This window comes from Vogesella indigofera, from assembly GCF_003633895.1.
Taxonomy (GTDB): Bacteria; Pseudomonadota; Gammaproteobacteria; order Burkholderiales; family Chromobacteriaceae; genus Vogesella; species Vogesella indigofera.
In genome coordinates, this window is record NZ_RBID01000016.1 from 1 (window position 1) to 18860 (window position 18860).

At 62.6% G+C, this 18860-nt stretch carries 15 protein-coding genes; 10 read left to right on the forward strand and 5 right to left on the reverse strand.

What is annotated here, in order from left to right; genetic code table 11:
• A partial coding sequence (locus C8E02_RS11810) for a type I secretion C-terminal target domain-containing protein (protein WP_120810957.1) occupies positions 1–2792 on the forward strand: 2792 nt, incomplete at its 5' end.
• 442 nt (positions 2793–3234) lie between these two features.
• Here C8E02_RS11810 and C8E02_RS11815 read toward each other — a convergent pair.
• From C8E02_RS11815 to C8E02_RS11830, 4 genes are all read right to left on the reverse strand, one after another.
• Positions 3235–4902 carry an L-lactate permease gene (locus tag C8E02_RS11815; RefSeq protein ID WP_120810958.1) on the reverse strand — a complete coding sequence of 556 codons (1668 nt, stop codon included), beginning with the start codon at positions 4900–4902 and terminating at the stop codon, positions 3235–3237.
• Positions 4903–5142: 240 nt separating this feature from the next.
• The gene (locus C8E02_RS11820) at positions 5143–5865 is read right to left on the reverse strand and encodes a UDP-2,3-diacylglucosamine diphosphatase (protein WP_120810959.1); all 723 of its coding nucleotides are present in this window, start codon (positions 5863–5865) and stop codon (positions 5143–5145) included.
• Positions 5866–5923: 58 nt separating this feature from the next.
• Complete coding sequence (locus C8E02_RS11825; RefSeq protein WP_047967390.1) at positions 5924–6424, reverse strand: peptidylprolyl isomerase; 501 nt, start codon at positions 6422–6424, stop codon at positions 5924–5926.
• 18 nt (positions 6425–6442) lie between these two features.
• On the reverse strand, positions 6443–7006 hold the full coding sequence (locus tag C8E02_RS11830) for a peptidylprolyl isomerase (protein WP_120811375.1): 564 nt from the start codon (positions 7004–7006) through the stop codon (positions 6443–6445).
• A gap of 168 nt (positions 7007–7174) precedes the next feature.
• Here C8E02_RS11830 and C8E02_RS11835 point away from each other — a divergent pair, with 168 nt between their 5' ends.
• The 5 genes from C8E02_RS11835 (at position 7175) to C8E02_RS11855 (ending at position 13142) form a co-directional block, all read left to right on the forward strand.
• The gene (locus tag C8E02_RS11835; protein ID WP_120810960.1) at positions 7175–7873 is read left to right on the forward strand and encodes an LPP20 family lipoprotein; all 699 of its coding nucleotides are present in this window, start codon (positions 7175–7177) and stop codon (positions 7871–7873) included.
• An 8-nt stretch (positions 7874–7881) separates the two neighbouring features.
• Positions 7882–9168 carry a flagellar assembly protein T N-terminal domain-containing protein gene (locus C8E02_RS11840; protein WP_170152155.1) on the forward strand — a complete coding sequence of 429 codons (1287 nt, stop codon included), beginning with the start codon at positions 7882–7884 and terminating at the stop codon, positions 9166–9168.
• A 167-nt stretch (positions 9169–9335) separates the two neighbouring features.
• Positions 9336–10361, forward strand: a complete 1026-nt coding sequence (locus tag C8E02_RS11845; protein WP_211329238.1) for an extracellular solute-binding protein — start codon at positions 9336–9338, stop codon at positions 10359–10361.
• A gap of 127 nt (positions 10362–10488) precedes the next feature.
• On the forward strand, positions 10489–12099 hold the full coding sequence (locus C8E02_RS11850; RefSeq protein ID WP_120810963.1) for an ABC transporter permease: 1611 nt from the start codon (positions 10489–10491) through the stop codon (positions 12097–12099).
• Positions 12099–13142, forward strand: coding sequence for an ABC transporter ATP-binding protein (locus C8E02_RS11855; protein WP_047967393.1), 1044 nt, complete (start codon positions 12099–12101; stop codon positions 13140–13142). The genes C8E02_RS11850 and C8E02_RS11855 overlap by 1 nt, the downstream gene beginning before the upstream one ends.
• A gap of 64 nt (positions 13143–13206) precedes the next feature.
• Here the strand turns inward: C8E02_RS11855 and C8E02_RS11860 are convergent, their stop codons facing one another.
• Entirely contained in the window at positions 13207–14061 is an 855-nt protein-coding gene (locus C8E02_RS11860) for a serine hydrolase (protein WP_120810964.1), read from the reverse strand.
• A 150-nt stretch (positions 14062–14211) separates the two neighbouring features.
• On the opposite strand from C8E02_RS11860, the gene uvrB reads away from it, so the two are divergent.
• Genes uvrB through C8E02_RS11880 form a run of 4 tightly spaced genes read left to right on the forward strand, consistent with a single transcriptional unit; the run spans position 14212 to position 18834 of the window.
• Positions 14212–16224 carry an excinuclease ABC subunit UvrB gene (uvrB, locus tag C8E02_RS11865; protein WP_120810966.1) on the forward strand — a complete coding sequence of 671 codons (2013 nt, stop codon included), beginning with the start codon at positions 14212–14214 and terminating at the stop codon, positions 16222–16224.
• A 2-nt stretch (positions 16225–16226) separates the two neighbouring features.
• Positions 16227–16715: a low molecular weight protein-tyrosine-phosphatase gene (locus C8E02_RS11870; protein WP_120810968.1), complete on the forward strand. Its 489-nt coding sequence runs from the start codon at positions 16227–16229 to the stop codon at positions 16713–16715.
• Positions 16716–16764: 49 nt separating this feature from the next.
• On the forward strand, positions 16765–17454 hold the full coding sequence (locus tag C8E02_RS11875) for a chemotaxis protein CheB (protein WP_245961138.1): 690 nt from the start codon (positions 16765–16767) through the stop codon (positions 17452–17454).
• 51 nt (positions 17455–17505) lie between these two features.
• The gene (locus C8E02_RS11880) at positions 17506–18834 is read left to right on the forward strand and encodes a sigma-54-dependent transcriptional regulator (protein ID WP_120810972.1); all 1329 of its coding nucleotides are present in this window, start codon (positions 17506–17508) and stop codon (positions 18832–18834) included.
• The last annotated feature ends 26 nt before the right edge of the window (positions 18835–18860 follow it).

Consider the following 18860-nt stretch of genomic DNA (forward strand, 5'->3'; position numbering starts at 1 on the left):
CCAACTACCACGGCGCGGTACCGCTGGTCAGCTACACCGTCAGCGACGGCGTGAGCAGCGACAGCTCCACCCTCAGCATCAGCGTCACCCCGGTGGACGATAAAGGTGTGGCAGGCATCGACAGCAACACTACGCTGGAAGATACGGCGGTGAGTGGCAATGTGCTGGACAACGACCGTGATATTGATAGCAACCTGACAGTGGCTGGCTTCTCCGTGGACATCAATGGTGATGGCACTACAGAAAGTTTCACTGCTGGCCAGACGGCAACGATCAACGGTGTCGGGACGCTGACCCTGGGTAGCGATGGCGGCTACATCTTCGCGCCGGCCGGCAACTGGAGTGGTGCCGTTCCCGCGGTGACTTACACCACGAATACCGGTACCAGCGCTACCTTGAATATTGATGTAACACCGGTGGCAGACAAACCGGCACTGACGATCAACAATTATCAGACCGTGGCTTCAATGAACTTTGAAGATGTGGCACTGCCTTCCCAGGGTTATTCCGAGACGATCCAGATCAACACGATTTCGGGTACCAGCACGGTGGGCACCTGGAGCACCTGGAATGGCAGTGGTTATGTCGAGGTAGGCAAGGAAGGCATCTACCAGGGCGGTAGCTCCAGTAACAAAGTCATGGAGATTGAAGCCGCCACCGGCGACAAGACCCTGTATGCGGATATCCAGGTTGAAGCTGGCCGCTTCTACGAGCTGGATTTCGATGTTGCGGCACGTAATGGCCATATTGCCAGTTCCGGCATGTCGGTATCGCTGGTCAAGCTGGATGCCTCCGGTAACCCGGTTACCGGTTCGTCTGTCGTGCTGTACACCTTCTCGCCGACGGACAGCAGCTGGCACAACGTGACCGAGAACTGGACGGCAGAAGCATCCGGGACTTACCGTTTGATCTTCACGTCTACGGATTCAGGGAACAGCTACGGCGCCCTGCTGGACAACATCACTTTCTCGGCGGTTGAGAACAAGGGCTACGAGAACAGTTTCTTCAGCCTGGGAGATATCAATACCGCGCTGACCGATACCGATGGTTCCGAAGAACTGGCTGTCGAGATTTCCGGTCTGCCGGTTGGGGCGGTATTGAAGGATGGCGCTGGTCATGAGCTGACGGTTGGTACCAACGGCAAGCTGGATGTGACGGGCTGGAGTCTGACCACCCTGCAGATTCAGGTGGACCAACCGGGCAACTACACCCTGACGGTAACCTCGACTTCCAGCGAAGTGGTAAATGGCAGCGTGGTGGATAGCGACAGCAGCCAAGCCAACTTTACTATCACCGTACTGGATGTGGCCAACTTCACCGATGCCAACGAGGTGGTGACCATGGCGGAGGATGGCGTGCTCGGCGGTTCGGTGCTGACCGGTACCAGCAGCATCGAAGGCGCCGTAACGGTAAGCAGCTTCTCCATCGGCGGCGGCAGCTACGCCGCGGGTCAGACTGCCACGGTTGCCAATATCGGTACGCTGAAGGTCAATGCCGATGGCAGTTATGTCTTCACGCCGGTGAAAGACTTCAACGGTCCGGTGCCGACCGTGAATTACGTCGTGACCGATGGCAAGACCACCGATGCGTCCACGCTGAATATTACGGTGACCGCGGTGGAGGATACTCCGGTGTCGTATAGCAGCGGCAACAGTGGTGCCTACTGGCTGATGAACTACACGTCGAATGCTAACGAATTCGACATGAAGGTGAAGAACGGCACGATGACGTTGGCGGTGGGCGAATCGCTGCACTGGGATATCCTGGTGACCGACAGTGACCAGAATGCCACGTTGACGCTGATCAACAAGAGCCTGCCAAGCGGTGCGACGCTGTCGTCCGAGCGCTTGTATGCCGAGAACGGCGAGGTGATGTTGCGGGTTTACCTCACCGTGACCGGCAACTCGGCGATTACCCTGTCCCAAGACAATCAGTTCACGATTGACGTGAATGGCGCCAGCGGCAAGGCCCTGCTGATCAACTCGGACGAGTATGTTGGCGTACACCCCAACAACGAGTATGACTACAGCACACAGTTCGATAATGGCAATGCATCACAGTGGGACGACACTGACTGGCTGAGCAGCAACGTTAGAGGTGGTGAGCTCGCTACCTCGAGCTCAAGTCAGACCGGCCAGACTGTCAGCTACGGCAACGGCGAAGATATTGCCTACGGTGCCACCGGTGGCGACAGCCTGAGTGGCGGTGCCGACAATGACTTCATCGATGGCCGGGCTGGCAACGATACCCTGCATGGCGATACAGGTAACGATGTGGTGCTGGGTGGTCATGGCAACGACACGCTTTACGGTGATGCCGGTAACGACTACCTGGATGGTGGCCGCGGTAGTGACGCGCTGTATGGCGGTAGTGGTAACGATGTGCTGAAAGGCGGCGCAGACAGCGATACATTGGTTGGTGGTGCTGGTAATGACACGCTGACTGGTGGCACAGGTATCGACACCTTCAAGTGGGCGCTGGGTGATGCGGGTGCCGTGGGCTCGGCTGCGAGGGATAGCATCACTGACTTCAAGGCCGGTGTCGGTGGTGACGTGCTGGATCTGAAAGACCTGCTGCAGGGTGAGAACAGCAGTAACCTGAGCAATTACCTGCATTTCGACAAGGATGCCGCCGGTAACGCCGTTGTGCAGATCAGTTCCAGCGGTAATGTTGTGGGTGGCTTCGATCAGGCCATCACGCTTGAAGGCGTGAAACTGTCTGACCTTGGGGCTGGCGATGCGAATATCATCAACAACCTGCTGGCCAATGGCAATCTGAAGGTGGATCTGTAAGCAGCGCAGGCTGTCAGTGCAAAAGGGCCGGGTTTCCGGCCCTTTTTTTGTTGCCGTGAGATCGGTAAACAGTCATGGCATGGTGGGGTCAGTATGGCGTAGCGTGATCGCTTGTGTTTACTGGCCTGATACAGAAGGTTGCAGCGGCAAGTTCTGCTCGCGCGCCTAAGCTCGAGAAAAAAGCCAATCCGAACACGGATTGGCTTTTGTGCGATGGTTTTCCTGAAACAAGATGCCCGGCAGACTACGCTTGTTGGGTGCGCGCGGAGGTGGTGTTTTGCTATAACAGACACCCGTGACGACAACCAGCCTCATCGCCTGAGGAGTCCCCAAATATGAAAAGCTGCTTGGGACCGTAGTTCTTTAGGGCTGTCAGGCGTGTGTCACATCCGTGTCGATCGGTATGCTGGGCCCGGGCATAGCTTGGGCCCAGCATACGTTTTTACGGGTGGATGACCAAGGCCGTGAACGGTGGCAGGTAGGCCATGGCCGAGACGACCAGGCCGACCAGGCAGGCCAGTGCCAGCGAATGGAAGAACACGAAGCGCAGGATCACGCCTTCCTTGCCGTAGTACTGGGTGGCGGTGGAGGCGACCACGATGGACTGCGCGTCGATCATCTTGCCCATCACGCCGCCGGAGGAGTTGGCCGCCGTCATCAGGATCGGCGACAGGCCCAGCTGCTGTGCCGAGGCTTTTTGCAGGCCGCCGAACAGCACGTTGGCCGCCGTATCGGAGCCGGTCAGTGCCACGCCCAGCCAGCCGAGCAGGGTGCCGAAGAACGGATAGAACACGCCGGTGTGCGAGAACGCGAGGCCGAGGGTGATGTCGACGCCGGAGAAGCGGGTGACATAGCCCAGTGCCAGCATCGCCACGATGGTGGTGAGCGAGTAACGCAGCGACCAGAAGGTTTCCTTGTACACCTTCAGCATTTCGGACGGACGGTAGCCCATGATCAGCGCCGAGATCAGCGCGGCGACCAGGATGCCGGTGCCGGTGGTGGACAGCAGGTTGAACTTGTAGATGGCGGCTTCCAGGTGCGGCTCGGTCACCACTGGCGGCATCTTGTAGATCAGGTTGTGCAGGCCCGGCCACTGGATTTCCAGCGTGAAGATGCTGTCCAGCAGCTTCTTGATGGTGGGCGAGCCGAAGGCGAATACCGCCACCGACAGGATCAGCCACGGCAGCCAGGCGCGGATCACCTCGCCGCTGCTGTAGCCGTGATGCTTGTCGGCGATGATGGCCTTGGCGCCGTTGGCGGCTTCACCACCCATGGTGCCGGCGGTGGAGGTGTAGATTTCTTTCGGTTTCCATACTTTCAGGAAGCCGACCAAGGCGGCGATGGAACACACCGAGGCGATCACCGCCACCAGTTCCGGCCCCATGGTGTTGGACACGATCAGCTGCGGAATGGCAAACGACAGACCAGCCACCAGTACCGCTGGCCAGATGCGCATGGTGTTGCGCCAGCCGCAGAACGCGATCAGCAGCCAGAACGGCACGATGATGGCGAAGAGGGTCATCTGGCGACCCACCATCGACGAAATCTGCAGCACATCCAGGCCGGTGACCTTGGCCAGGGTGGTGATCGGGGTGCCCAGCGCGCCGTAGGCCACCGGCGCGGTATTGGCGATCAGCGACAGGCCGGAGGCGGCCAGTGGCGAGAAGCCCAAGCCGATCAGCATGGCGCCGGTGACGGCCACCGGGGTGCCGAAGCCGCCGGCACCTTCAAAGAAGGCACCAAAGCAGAACGCGATCAGCAAGAGCTGCAGACGGCGGTCGGTGGTGATGCCGGAAATCGATTCGCGCAGGATGGCGAACTGGCCTTTGCGCTCGGTGAGCTGGTACAGGAAGATCACGTTGAGGATGATCCAGCCGATCGGCAGCAGGCCGTTGGCGGCGCCCAGCAGCGTGGCGCTGGCGGCCAGTTCGGCCGGCATGCCGAACACGCCGATGGCGACCAGCAGCGAGGTCGCCAGGCCCAGCAGCGCGGCCTTGTGCGCCTTGACGTGGAACAGGCCCAGTGCGCCCAGCAGGACGATGACCGGGATGCTGGCGGCCAGCGTGGATAGCCACGGGCTGCCGAGCGGGTCGTAAACGTGTGACCACATGATGTAACTCTCCTTATTGTGATGCGCGATCTCGGTGCTGCTGCCTGACGGCAGGCGGTTGCGCGAGGCGTTATGTGCCGTGCGCGAACTTTAGCGGCAGCCGGCGGTCGGCGTCATTTGGGGCTTGCCCTTGCGGGTTAACCCTGAGCAATCAGGTCAAGCTACTGAAAACAAAGGAAAAGACGAAAAAATGGCCGCAATGCCGGACAGGCGTTGCGGCCAACCTTGTGGCGGGGGGGCTTACGGCAGCGGGTGGGCGGAGACGCCGCTGTCATCCAGGCACAGGTAACCGGCGCGGCCGTCGTGCCAGTCCTGGATCACCCAGCGTGTACGCTCGCCGTCGGCCAGCGCATGGTGGTGTACGGCCGGACGGTGGGTGTGACCGTGAATCAGCGTGCAGCCAGGGTTGGCCGCAAGCAGGGCGACAACGGCGTCTTCGGTCACGTCGCTGATTTCGCTCGGGCCGTCCTGCTGCTTGCGCGATTCGCTCTGCTCGCGGATGTGGCGGGCGATGGCGTGGCGCTCCGCCAGCGGCTTATGCAGGAAGGCTTGCTGCCAGGCCGGCTGCCGCACCATGGCGCGGAACTGCTGGTAGGCGCTGTCGTCGCCACACAGTGCGTCGCCGTGGCTGAGCAGGTAGCGGCGGCCGTAGGCCTGCAGCGGGTGTGGGTCGGGCAGCAGCGTGGCGCCGCTGGCGGCGGCAAAGCCGGCACCGAGCAGGAAGTCGCGGTTGCCGTGCATCACGAACAGCGGTGTGTGGCGGCTGAAGTCGCGCATCGCCGCAACCATGCTGTGGGCGAAGGCGTCATCGTCGTCGTCGCCGACCCAGTACTCGAACAGGTCGCCGAGGATGTACAGCGCGTCGATGTGGCCGGCCCACTGCCGCAGCGTGCGCTGGAACAGTTCGCCCAGCCACGGTGCTTCGGCGTGCAGGTGCAGATCGGAGATCAGGTGTATGGCCATCGTGCAGCACCATGAATAAGGGCCGCACGCAGCGGCCCCGGGTCTTGCGTGAACGGGATCAGGCGGCAGCCACGATCTCGGCTTTTTCGACGATGACCGGCTCGACCGGCACGTCCTGGTGACCACCGGTGCGGCCGGTTTTCACGCCCTTGATACGGTCAACCACGTCCTGGCCGGCAACCACCTGGCCGAACACGGCGTAGCCCCAGCCCTGCATGGTTTCGCTGCGGAAATCGAGGAAGTCGTTGTCCGACACGTTGATGAAGAACTGGGCGCTGGCGGAGTGCGGATCCGGCGTACGTGCCATGGCCACGGTGTAAGTCTTGTTGGACAGACCGTTGTTGGCTTCGTTCTCGATGGTGTCGCGGGTGTCCTTCTGCTTCATGTCGGCAGTGAAACCACCGCCCTGGATCATGAAACCGTTGATCACGCGGTGGAAGATGGTGCCGTCGTAGTGGCCGTCCAGCACGTATTGCTCAAAGTTGGCGACGGTTTTCGGTGCCTTGTCGGCAAACAGTTCCAGCGTGATGTCGCCGAAGTTGGTAGTCAGTTTGATCATGATGGGAGTCCTTGGGGATCAGGGTTTGTAAGTGGCTTTCTGGATGACGATGGGCTCCATCGGCACATCCTGCATGCCGCCAATGTAGCCGGTGCGCGACTTGGCAATGCGGTTGACGACGTCCATGCCGGCGGTCACCTTGCCAAACACGGTGTAGCCCCAGCCTGGCGGCGTCTTGCTGCGGAAATCCAGAAAATCGTTGTTGACCAGATTGATGAAGAATTGCGAGGTCGCCGAGTGCGGATCGTTGGTGCGTGCCATGGCGATGCTGCCGATCACGTTCTTCAGGCCGTTGTCGGCCTCGTTGGCGATCGGCGCGCGTGTCGGTTTTTGTGACAGCGCACCGCCGTCGATGGTAAAACCGCCACCCTGGATCATGAAGCCGTCAATCACGCGGTGGAACACGGTGTTGTCGTAATGGCCGGCCTTGACGTAGCGGGTGAAATTGTCGACGGTCTTGGGCGCGCTTTGTGGCGCCAGCTCGACGGTGATCAGCCCCTTGTTGGTCTGCAGCTCCACTTTGGGCGCGGCGGTCGCCAGCAAGGGCAGCAACAGCAAGGCGAGGGCGACAATCTTCTTCATGGCCATGGTTTCCGGAGAGTTGAGGCGCGCAGTTTAGCATGAGGCCGGCGGCGATGTGCCAGCCGGCGCGAGCTGCGGCGCGCCCGTCGGCGGTTAAAGATTGTGCGGCAACGGCCGATAAAGCGATGAAGCAATAACACGACATGTAATCAGTAGGCGGAGAACGCAATGAAAAAAACGGTTTTGGCAACAAGTCTGCTGGCACTGGTGTCGGTGACAGCCTGCGCCTCGTCCGCGGCGCCGGCGGCGCAGGAAGCGGCCGGCGAAGGCTGGATGGTGGTTGCCGATGCGCCTGCCGTGGCGGGAAGCCATGAGCAGCCGGGGATCTCCCGGCAGCCGGTGATGACCCAGGGCGGCGTGATGATGGGCGGCGGCTATGTCGGCCCCTTGTCCGAGCCGGCAGCCAAGGAAGTGGAAAAATACAACGCACTGCGCATCCGTGTGGTCGGCTACGGCGCGCCGCCGGCCAACCGCAGCCTGTCGCCGGTGCAGCGCCGCCTGCTGGCGATGCGTGCCTCGCAGCTGGATGCCTATCGCGCAATGGCGGAGCAGGTGCAGGGCTTCAAGCTGTCCGGCAGCAGTACCGTCGGCAACATGATTGCGGCCAACGATAGCTACCGCGTGTTCGTCGATGCCTACCTGCGCGGCGTGCGACTGCTGTCCACCGAGTTCAAGGCCGACGGCAGCAGCGAGACCATCGGCGAAGTGGTATTGGACGAAGGCTTCTTCAAGGCTTATCGTAGCGCGCTGGTGACCACCGGCAACGTGGCGACCGCGGCGCGGGTGCTGCCCGCCGCCGACGGCAGCAAGCTGGGATGTACCGACAGCGGTTGTGTCTACGGTGGCGACTACTATGTTTCGCATTGACGGCGCAGATGAAAACTAAACCATTCTGGTACGCCGCCCTGTGGGCGGCGTTTTTGTTGGCAGGACCGGCGGCGGCCGAGGTGTATCGCGCCGAAGGCATGGCCTCGCTGGAGTCCGGCCTTGTCGCGGCGCGGCAGCAGGCGATCGAGGACGCGGTGCGGCAGATGGCGATGACCCACGCCGGCACGCTGCAGGCCACGTCGCGGCTCGATAACGGCGAACTGACCGAATCGAGCATGACCGGGCCGCTGACGCTGCCCGGTACGCCGCGCGTGCTGCAGGAAAGCCAACGTGACGGGCTGCTGTTTGTCACGGTGGAAGTCGATACCGCCGAACCGGTGTCCGCCGCGGAAGCGGCCGGTGCGTCTGCCAGTCAGGCTTGCGCCCGTCCGGCGACACCGGCGGGGCGTTTCCTGACCCGGCGGCTGGTCAGCACCTATTTCGAGGTAACTCAACCGCAGGATGCCGGTGACCTCGGCAATCTGGCGACCTGGTTGCCGTCCGAACTGTCACGACGGCTGAATGCGCTGCGCGACGTGCGCGCGCTGGATGCCGGCAACGTGTCGCTGTTCCCCGGCGGCAAGGTGCAGGAGCCGTGGCAGGCCAGCGATGCCGTGCGCGACATCGGCCGCCGCGAGGAGGTGCAGTTCGTGCTCGCCGGGCGGGTGCTGGATACCGGCGTCACCCGCAAGGAGCCGCGGCTGGGCGCGTTTGGCGGCGCCAGCGGCAGCGAGGCCGGGCTGTATTACACCGGGCCGCTGGCCGGCCTGTTCGGCGCCTCGGCACGGGTGGTGCCGGTGGAGCGCCGCTTCGCCGTCGAATACTGGCTGTACGACGCGCTGACCGGCGGCGTGCTGGCCACAGCCACGGTGGCAACGACTGCGCGCGGCGCGGTGCACGACAGCTCGCTACGTGTCTTCGATCTGAGCCGCTTCCAGCAAAACGACTATGGCCGCAGCGTGGCGACGCTGCTGGATGGCGTTGCCGGCAAGCTGGCGAACACCATGCACTGCCTGCCGTTCGCGGCGCGGGTGGTGCGGGTGGACGGTGACCGCGTCTACCTGGGCGCCGGCACGCTGGACGGACTGGCCAGTGCCGACCGCCTCATCGTCTACAAGCAGCAGCCGCAGACCGAGATCCGTCGCGGCGACGGCGTGGTGCTGGGGCTGCCGGAGCGGGTGATCGGCGATGTCGAGCTGCTGCAGGTGCAGCCGCGGCTGGCGGTGGCGATGCTGCGCAATGCCCGCGGCAAGGTGGATGTCGGCGACTGGGTGCGCTTTCCGGTGCGGCGCTGAGTCGCGTTGCACCTCTTAAAGGTTGGCCGCAAGCGTCGTTTTGCGGCCAACCTTTGCTTTATGTGATGGTGGTTTCACGCGCGGCCGGAACTGATGCAGATCAGTTTTGTTGCAAATTGCTGTTGATAACGATTCTTGTCTTTATTACAATCGCTGCCATTGATGCTATGCCTGACAACGGGCTTTTAAGGAGTGTGACTGTGAACAAAAAGGTATTGCTTGCCTCGCTGCTGGCTGTCTTCGCAGGATCCGCTGCTGCGGAAGAAATCGTGGTGTACAGCTCCCGTGCCGAACAGCTGATCAAGCCGCTGTTTGACGCGTACAGCAAGGAAACCGGTGTTGCCATCAAGGTCATTTCCGACAAGGAAGGCCCGCTGATGGAGCGCCTGAAGGCAGAAGGCAGCAACTCCCCGGCCGACATCTTCCTGACCGTGGACGCCGGCAACCTGTGGAAGGCCGAAGACATGGGCCTGTTCCAGCCGGTAAAGTCGGCCGTGCTGAACGGCAACATCCCGGCCAACCTGCGCGACCCGGACAACAACTGGTACGGCCTGTCGGTCCGCGCCCGTACCATTTTCTACAACAAGAACACCGTCAAGCCGGCGCAGCTGGCTTCCTACGAAGATCTGGCCAGCCCGAAGTGGAAGGGCAAGCTGTGCCTGCGTAGCTCGAAGAACGTCTACAACCAGTCGCTGGTTGCCACCATGATCGCCGACATCGGCCCGGTGGCCACCGAGCGCATGGTCAAGGGCTGGGTCAACAACCTGGCGACCGCACCGTTCGGCAACGACAACGCGGTGCTGGAGGCGATTGCCGCCGGCCAGTGTGATGTCGGCATGGCCAACACCTACTACTACGGCCGTATCGTCGCCAAGAACCCGGCCTTCCCGGTCAGCCCGTTCTGGGCCAACCAGGCTGGCAAGGGCACCCACGTAAACGTGTCCGGCGCCGGTATCGTGCGCTACGCCAAGAACGTGAAGGGCGCGGTGAAACTGCTGGAGTGGCTGTCGTCCGACAAGGCGCAGAACATGTTCGCCGACGTCAACTTCGAGTATCCGGCCAACCCGAAAGTGAAGGCCGATGCGCTGGTGGCATCGTGGGGCAACTTCAAGCACAACCTGATCAACGTCAAAGTGGCCGGCTCGAAACAGGCCGAAGCTGTGATGCTGATGGACCGCGTCGGCTACAAGTAATCCCGCAGTGGTTTCAACCCGAGGGCGCCGTGGCGCCCTTTTTCGTTTGCGAGGCCCGTGAATGTCGTTTGAGCCGCAAGGGCTAAAGGCGGATAATCCGCCTTTTGATTTTCGCCTTCATTTTTCTATGCCATCCGTTTTCCGACGCTGGCGTTGGCCGCTTGTCGCCTTGTTGATCAGCCTGCTGACGCTGATCCCTCTCGCCGTGATCGTATTGTCGTCGCTGACGCCGGACCCGGTGATCTGGCAGCACCTGCTCGACTACGCGTTGCCGGAGCTGCTGAACAACACGCTGTGGCTGGTGCTGGGCGTGGCCGCTGGCGTGCTGCTGCTGGGCGTGCCGCTGGCCTGGCTGGTGGCGGTGTACGATTTTCCGGGGCGCAAGCACTTCAACTGGGCGCTGATGCTGCCGCTGGCGATGCCGGCCTACGTGATGGCGTTCACCCAGGTCGGGCTGTTCGATTTTTCCGGCCCGGTGCAAACCCTGCTGCGCGCGCATTTCGACAATACGCGCTGGTTTCCGCCGATCCGCTCCACCGGCGGTCTGGTGCTGGTGATGAGCCTGGCGTTCTATCCCTACGTCTACCTGCTGGCGCGCAATGCCTTCTCCACCATGGGCCGCCGCGCGCTGGAGGTGGGGCAGACGCTGGGGCTGTCGCGCAGTGCCGGCTTCTGGCACATCGCGCTGCCGATGGCGCGACCATGGATCATGGGTGGCCTGATCCTGGCACTGATGGAAACGCTGGCCGATTTCGGCACCGTGTCGATCTTCAACTTCGATGCCTTCACCACCGCCATCTACAAGGCGTGGTTCTCGCTGTTCTCGCTGGATACCGCCAAGCAGCTGGCGTCGCTGCTGGTGGCGCTGATCTTCGTGATGGTGGTGCTGGAGCAGTATGCGCGCGGCCGTCGCGCCTATGTGCAGGCTGGTCGCGCCGCACCGCTGCCACGCCTGCGTCTGGCCGGCGCACGCGCCTGGCTGGCCAGCGGCTACGCGCTGCTGGTGCTGGTCTTGGCCTTCGTGCTGCCGTTCGGCCAGTTGCTGGTCTGGTCGTGGGGCGCGCTGGAGCAGGAGTGGAACGAGGCCCTGTTCGGCTATGCGCTGCGCTCGGTGACGCTGTCGATGATGGCGGCGCTGATGATCGTCTGCGTCGCTTTGCTGCTGTCCTATGCCCGGCGCCGTGACGGTGGTGCGCTGGTGCGACTACTGGCGCGGGTGGCGACGCTGGGCTATGCGGTACCCGGTACCGTGCTGGCGGTCGGCATCTTCGTGCCGATTGCCTGGCTGGACAATGTGCTGATCGGGCATTTCTTTGTTGGCCAGGATGTCACCGCGGTGCTGAAGGGCACGCTGGCGGTGATGCTGCTGGCCTACGTGTCGCGCTTTCTCGCCGTCGGTTACTCGGCGGTGGATGCGGCGATGAACCGCATCACGCGCAGCCAGGAAGAAGCGGCGCGCAACCTCGGCTATTCCGGCTTTGCGCTGCTGCGCCATGTGCACCTGCCGTTGCTGCAGGGCGGCCTGCTGACCGGGGTACTGATGGTGTTTGTCGATGTGATGAAAGAGATGCCGATCACCATGATGACGCGCCCGTTCGGCTGGGATACGCTGGCGGTCAGGATTTACGGTTTGACGTCGGAAGGGGTGTTTGACCAGGCAGCGTTGCCGGCAGTGGTGCTGGTGCTGGTCGGTCTGATTCCTACCTTGCTGTTGTCACGTCAAAAGGATGTTGCTTGATGGATGCTTTGCTTCAGTTGAATGCGGTCAGCCAGGCCTACGCCGGCAAGCCGGTGATCGATAACATGTCGTTTCAGCTGGCGGAGGGCGAGATCGCCTGCCTGCTGGGCAGCTCCGGCTGCGGCAAGACCACGGTGCTGCGCTGCATTGCCGGCTTCGAGCCGCTGCGCGGTGGCGACATCCGGCTCAACGGCGAGCGTATCGCCGCTCCCGGCTACAACAAGCCGGCGCATCTGCGCGCGGTGGGGATGGTGTTCCAGGATTACGCGCTGTTCCCGCACCTGGACGTGGCGGCCAACGTTGGCTTCGGCCTGCGCGGTCTTGGCGACGGCGAGCGCAAGGCGCGCATCGGGCTGATGCTGGAAGTGGTCGGCCTGTCGGCGCTGGCCGGCGCCTATCCGCACGAGCTGTCCGGCGGCCAGCAGCAGCGGGTGGCACTGGCGCGCGCGCTGGCGCCGCGGCCGCGGCTCTTGCTGCTGGACGAGCCGTTTTCCAACCTCGACGTCGACCTGCGCCAGCGCCTGTCGCATGAGGTGCGCGGCATCCTGAAAGAGCAGGGCATGACCGCGATCATGGTTACCCACGACCAGCAGGAGGCGTTCGCCATGGCCGACAAGGTCGGCGTGATGCACCACGGCCACCTGCAGCAGTGGGCATCGCCGTACCAGCTGTACCACGAGCCGGCCAGCCGCTATGTCGCCGATTTCATCGGTCAGGGCGCGTTCGTGCCGGCGGTGATCAGCGGGCCGCAGTGCGTGACGCTGGAAGTGGGCGAGTATTGCAGCCTGACGCCGCTGGCCTACCAGGTCGGCGCGCAGGTGGACGTGCTGCTGCGTCCGGACGACGTGGTGCACGACGACCACAGCGAGCTGACCGCCGTCGTCAAGGGCAAGGTGTTCATGGGCTCCGAGTTCATGTACACGCTGCAGCTGCCGTCCGGTCAGCAGGTGCTGGCGCAGGTGCCCAGCCATCACAACCACGCCATCGGCGAGGCGATCGGCATCCGTCTGGAGCTGGATCACCTGATTGCCTTTGCGCGCTGAGCGGCCATGAAAAAACCCGGTGCCAGGCACCGGGTTTTTTGCTTGCGGCCAACCTTGGCGCGGTTTAACCCGCCAGCCAGGTGTGCGGAATGGACTCCAGCCAGGTCTTGATCGAGCGGGCGTCCCGTACCCGCGCCGCCGAGCTGTTGGCGGCCAGCAGCACGAATACCAGCTTCTGGCTGCCGACTTCGGCTTCCATCACCAGGCAACCGCCGGCTTCGTTGATAAAGCCGGTCTTGGACAGCTCGATCGCCCACTGGCCTTCACGCACCAGCGCATTGCTGTTCTTGTAGTGCAGCGTGCGGGTGGCGCTCGGCTGTGCCGTGTACTCGGTCATGGTGGTGAACTGGCGGATCAGCGGATACTGGTTGGCGGCCTTGACCAGGCGTACCAGATCCATCGCCGTGGCGCTGTTGCGCACGTCCAGCCCGGTCGAGTCGTAGAAACTGGCGTTCTGCATGCCGATGGCGCGCGCCTTCTGGTTCATGCGCTCGATGAACGCCGGGCGGCCGCCGGGGTAGTAGCGCGACAGTACCGCCGCGGCACGGTTTTCCGACGACATCAGCGCCAGCAGCAGCATCTCGCGGCGGGTTAGCGTGGAGCCGACGGACAGGCGCGAGCCGGTGTTCTTCAGGCGGTCGAGTTCCTCGTCGCTGATGGTCATCGGGCTGTCCAGCGGCAAGCCGGCGTCCAGCACCACCATCGCGGTCATCAGCTTGGTGATGGAGGCGATCGGCAGCTTTTGCCGGGCATTCTTTTCGAATACCATCTGCCCGGTGCGGCCGTCGACGATGGCGACCGAGTGCGAGCTTAATTGCGGCTGGGCGGCTTCCGACGGATGATAGCTTGTCGGCTGGGCGGCCATAATGGCGCCGCTGCTAAGCGCCAGCACGCAAGCAACAAATAAATTCTTTAGCATCTTTTTGTGGCTCCGATGCGTGGTGAGTTACGTGATAAAACAGATTTTATTTTAAATCGCCAGAATGGATTTGTCCGGATTGATTTTCTATTTATGCCATGAAAAACAATTGGACCAGCTATCCCTGGCGTGACGAATGGGTGAATGTCGATGAATATTGTTTTTCCGGAGAGTCCGTTCCATTTGCACCAGCCGTTTCCGCCGGCCGGTGACCAGCCGACGGCGATTGCATCGCTGGTGGAGGGGCTGGATGACGGCCTGTCATTCCAGACCTTGCTGGGGGTGACGGGTTCCGGCAAGACCTTCACCATGGCCAATGTCATCGCCCGCACCGGCCGTCCGGCCATCATCATGGCGCACAACAAAACGTTGGCCGCACAGCTGTACGCGGAAATGCGCGAGTTCTTTCCGGAGAATGCGGTCGAGTATTTCGTGTCCTACTACGATTACTACCAGCCGGAAGCCTATGTGCCGAGCCGGGACCTGTTCATCGAAAAGGATTCCAGCATCAACGAGCACATCGAGCAGATGCGGCTGTCCGCGACCAAGTCCATACTCGAGCGGCCGGACTGCATCATCGTCGCCACCGTGTCGGCGATCTACGGTATCGGCGATCCGGCCGAATACCACCAGATGATCCTGCACCTGAAGGAGGGCGAGACCATCGCGCAGCGCGACATCATCGCGCGGCTGGTGACCATGCAGTACGACCGTGCCGACGTCGATTTCTCGCGCGGCGGCTTCCGCGTGCGGGGTGACGTGATCGATATCTTCCCGGCGGAAAGTGCCGAGCTGGCGGTGCGCGTGAGCATGTTCGACGATGAAATCGAGACGCTGACGCTGTTCGACCCGCTGACCGGCGCCACCAAGCAGCGCGTCGGCCGCTTTACCGTCTATCCCGGCAGCCACTACGTGACGCCGCGCGACACCGTGCTGCGCGCCTGCGAGCAGATCAAGCTGGAGCTGCGCCAGCGCATCGAGTGGTACCAGAAGGAAGGCAAACTGGTGGAGGCGCAGCGCATCGAGCAGCGCACCCGCTTCGACCTGGAAATGCTGTACGAGATGGGCTTCTGCAAGGGCATCGAGAACTACTCGCGCCATTTTTCCGGCCGTGCGCCGGGTGATGCGCCGCCGACGCTGATCGATTACCTGCCGAAGAACGCGTTGATGTTCATCGACGAGAGCCACGTCACCGTGTCGCAGGTCGGCGCGATGTACAAGGGCGATGCCGCGCGCAAGCAGAACCTGGTCGAGTACGGCTTCCGCCTGCCGTCGGCGGCGGACAACCGGCCGCTGAAATTCCACGAGTTCGAACGCCTGCTGCCGCAGACCATCTTCGTTTCCGCCACCCCGGCGGACTACGAGACCACGCATGCCGGCCAGGTGGTGGAGCAGGTGGTGCGGCCAACCGGGCTGGTGGATCCGGAGATCGAGATCCGGCCGGTGGCGACGCAGGTCGATGATTTGCTGTCGGAAATCCGCCTGCGCATGGAGCGCAACGAGCGGGTGCTGGTGACCACGCTGACCAAGCGCATGGCGGAGCAGCTGGCCGACTACTACACCGAGCACGGGCTGAAGGTGCGCTACCTGCACTCCGATATCGACACCGTGGAGCGGGTGGAAATCATCCGCGACCTGCGCCTGGGCATGTTCGACGTGCTGATCGGCATCAACCTGCTGCGCGAGGGGCTGGATATTCCGGAGGTATCGCTGGTGGCGATTCTGGATGCCGACAAGGAGGGTTTTTTGCGCAGTGAGCGCAGCCTGATTCAAACCATCGGCCGTGCCGCGCGTAATTTGCAGGGTCGTGCCATTCTTTATGCTGATAAAATTACCAATAGCATGAAGCGGGCCATTGATGAAACCGAGCGCCGCCGAAATAAACAATTGGCATTTAATGAAGCCAACGGTATTGTGCCGCAGGGCATCAACAAAAAAGTACGTGATCTGATCGACGGCGTTTACGGTGATAATGCCGGTATCGCGAAGCGCAAGAGCGCGTTGTCGACGGTGGTGCTCGATGAAAAAGCCCTGGCCAAGGAAATCAAGCGCATCGAAAAGGAAATGCTGGAAGCGGCACGCAATCTCGAATTCGAAAAAGCCGCCAACCTGCGTGACCAATTGAAAGTGTTAAAAGAACAAGCCTGGATCAATCCGCTGTAATCATGACAAACAAAGCCCTGCTGCCTGCCCGTTTCCGGGTGCTGTTCGTGTGCACCGGCAACATCTGCCGCTCGCCGACCGCGCATGCCATCTTCGCGCGTGACGTTGGCCGCGCCGGTCTGGCGGCGCAGATCGCGGTCGATTCCGCCGGCACCTCAGCCTGGCATGCCGGCGAAGCGGCGGATCCGCGCACGGTGGCGGCCGCGCTGCGCCACGGCGTCGACATGAGCGCGTTGCGGGCACGGCCGTTTCGGCCGCAAGACTGGCAGCAGTTTGATCTGATCCTGGTTGCCGGTTACGATCATTTGGCACAATTGCGGCGGCAGATGCCGGCGAACTGGCCGGGAGAGTTGGCACTGATGCTGGCGGATGCCGAAGTGCCGGATCCCTACTATGGTGGGGAGGTCGGTTTTGAAGCGGTGTTTGCCTTGCTGGAGCAGGCGTCGCACCACTGGCTGGACAAGGCCAGGGCGCAGTTGCCTGCAATATAACAAAACCTGACGCTGCGCCCGGGCGCCGCCAAAAGGGGAAAACATGGTCATGCCGCGTAAAGAAGGGCTGGATTTCAAACCGCTGGAAGTCGCGCCCAGTCACACTGCCGACGCCGTCCTGCCGCGCCAGCCTGGCCGGCTGGCACTGGGGCGCCAGACGGTCATCGCCATCGGTTCGTCCACCGGTGGCACCGAAGCGCTGCGGGTATTGCTGACCGCGCTGCCGGAGCAGATGCCGCCGATCATCATCACCCAGCACATGCCGGAAATGTTCACCAAGTCCTTTGCCGCGCGCTTGGATTCGCTGTGCAAGCTGCGGGTCAAGGAGGCGGAAGACGGCGAGCGCTTGCAGCCGGGCGTGGTCTATATCGCGCCGGGCCATTCCCATCTGCTGATCAAGCCGGCCAGCACCATCGGTTACGCCATCAGCCTGCACCAGGGGCCGCCGGTCAACCGCCACAAGCCGTCGGTGGACGTGATGTTCCGCGCTGCGGCCAACGTCATCGGGCGCAATGCCATCGGCGTGATCCTGACCGGCATGGGGCGCGATGGCGCCTCCGGCATGGGCGAGCTGAAAGAGGCGGGCGCCCATAATATCGCGCAGGACGAGGCGTCCTGCGTGGTGTTCGGCATGCCGAAGGAGGCCATTGCCCTCGGCGCCGCCCATGAAGTGTTGTCACTCAACAATATTGCCGCGCGCCTGATCGCGCTGTGCAGCCAGCGCCAGCATCAGGACTAAGCTGTTGTCCGGCGGCTGGCTCTGTCCTGTCATGAATTACATCGGTTACCCATGAAATATTTGCCTGTCCTGGTTGTGGAAGATGATGCCGACCTGCGCGAAGCGCTGGTCGATACCCTGGTGCTGTCCGGCTACGCGGTGCTGGAGGCGGCGGACGGCCAGTCGGCCCTGCAGGTGTTGCGCGACAACGCGGTCGGGCTGGTGGTGTCGGACGCCCAGATGCAGCCGATGGACGGCTATGCCCTGTTCCAGCAGGTCAAGGCCACCTATCCGGCCTTGCCCTTCGTGCTGATGACCGCCTACGGTGTGATCGAGCGCGCGATCGACCTGCTGCGCGCCGGCGCAAGCCATTACCTGCTGAAACCGTTTGAACCGCAGCAGCTGATTGCCGAAGTGGAGAAGTACCTGCTGCCGGAGCCGGAGGGCGATGAAGAGCTGCTGGCCTATTCCGCACCGATGAAACGGCTGCTGGCCATCGCACGGCAGGTGGCGCCCAGTGACGCCAGTGTGCTGATTAGCGGCCCCAGTGGCGCCGGCAAGGAGGTGTTGGCCCGCTTCATCCACCGCCACTCGCGGCGCAGCGCGGCGCCGTTTGTCGCCGTCAACTGTGCGGCGATTCCCGACAACCTGCTGGAGTCGACCCTGTTCGGCCACGAGAAGGGCGCTTTCACCGGTGCGGCCAACGTGCTACCCGGCAAGTTCGAACAGGCGCAGGGCGGCACCATCCTGCTCGACGAAATCACCGAAATGCCGCTGCCTCTGCAGGCCAAGCTGTTGCGCGTGCTGCAGGAGCGCGAGGTAGAGCGCGTCGGCGGCACGCGCACCATCAAGCTGGACATCCGTGTGCTGGCCACCAGCAACCGTGAAGTGCAGGAAGAAGTCGCGGCCGGCCGCTTCCGCGAGGACCTGTTTTTCCGCCTCAACGTGTTTCCGCTGGCGGTACCGGCGCTGGGCGAGCGCACCGAGGACATTTTGCCGCTGGCGCGAAAATTGCTGGATAAGCACGCTAATGCCGTTTCCAAGTCGCGTCTGACCCTGGGCAAGGACGCGGAGCGTGAATTGACGGCCTATAGTTGGGAAGGTAACATCCGCGAGCTGGATAATGTGATGCAGCGGGCGGCAATTCTTGCCGCCGGGCCGGAAGTTTCTGCCGTCGATCTGATGCTGTCGCCATCGGCGATGGTGCTGCCGGTGACAACGGCCAGCACCGTCGACGAGTCCGATCTGGGCATGAAGGCGGTGGAAAAGCGTCACATCCTTGATGCACTGCAGGCGTGCGGTGGCGTCAAGAAACTGGCTGCAGAGCGCCTTGGCATTAGCGAAAGGACGTTGCGCTACAAGTTGCAGCGTTATCGTGAAGAAGACGCCGGTCCGGCCTGACGCCGCCGGCCTCACTGCAAGAGGTT

Excerpts from the sequence above, each read along its gene's own strand:
- C8E02_RS11850 (WP_120810963.1), top strand. The coding sequence starts at position 10,489 with ATGCCATCCGTTTTCCGACGCTGGCGTTGGCCGCTTGTCGCCTTGTTG.
- C8E02_RS11845 (WP_211329238.1), top strand. The coding sequence starts at position 9,336 with ATGCCTGACAACGGGCTTTTAAGGAGTGTGACTGTGAACAAAAAGGTA.
- C8E02_RS11815 (WP_120810958.1), bottom strand. The coding sequence starts at position 4,902 with ATGTGGTCACACGTTTACGACCCGCTCGGCAGCCCGTGGCTATCCACG.
- C8E02_RS11875 (WP_245961138.1), top strand. The coding sequence starts at position 16,765 with ATGCCGCGTAAAGAAGGGCTGGATTTCAAACCGCTGGAAGTCGCGCCC.
- C8E02_RS11820 (WP_120810959.1), bottom strand. The coding sequence starts at position 5,865 with ATGGCCATACACCTGATCTCCGATCTGCACCTGCACGCCGAAGCACCG.
- C8E02_RS11825 (WP_047967390.1), bottom strand. The coding sequence starts at position 6,424 with ATGATCAAACTGACTACCAACTTCGGCGACATCACGCTGGAACTGTTT.
- C8E02_RS11830 (WP_120811375.1), bottom strand. The coding sequence starts at position 7,006 with ATGAAGAAGATTGTCGCCCTCGCCTTGCTGTTGCTGCCCTTGCTGGCG.
- C8E02_RS11840 (WP_170152155.1), top strand. The coding sequence starts at position 7,882 with ATGAAAACTAAACCATTCTGGTACGCCGCCCTGTGGGCGGCGTTTTTG.
- C8E02_RS11835 (WP_120810960.1), top strand. The coding sequence starts at position 7,175 with ATGAAAAAAACGGTTTTGGCAACAAGTCTGCTGGCACTGGTGTCGGTG.
- uvrB (WP_120810966.1), top strand. The coding sequence starts at position 14,212 with ATGAATATTGTTTTTCCGGAGAGTCCGTTCCATTTGCACCAGCCGTTT.
- C8E02_RS11880 (WP_120810972.1), top strand. The coding sequence starts at position 17,506 with ATGAAATATTTGCCTGTCCTGGTTGTGGAAGATGATGCCGACCTGCGC.
- C8E02_RS11860 (WP_120810964.1), bottom strand. The coding sequence starts at position 14,061 with ATGCTAAAGAATTTATTTGTTGCTTGCGTGCTGGCGCTTAGCAGCGGC.
- C8E02_RS11870 (WP_120810968.1), top strand. The coding sequence starts at position 16,227 with ATGACAAACAAAGCCCTGCTGCCTGCCCGTTTCCGGGTGCTGTTCGTG.
- C8E02_RS11855 (WP_047967393.1), top strand. The coding sequence starts at position 12,099 with ATGGATGCTTTGCTTCAGTTGAATGCGGTCAGCCAGGCCTACGCCGGC.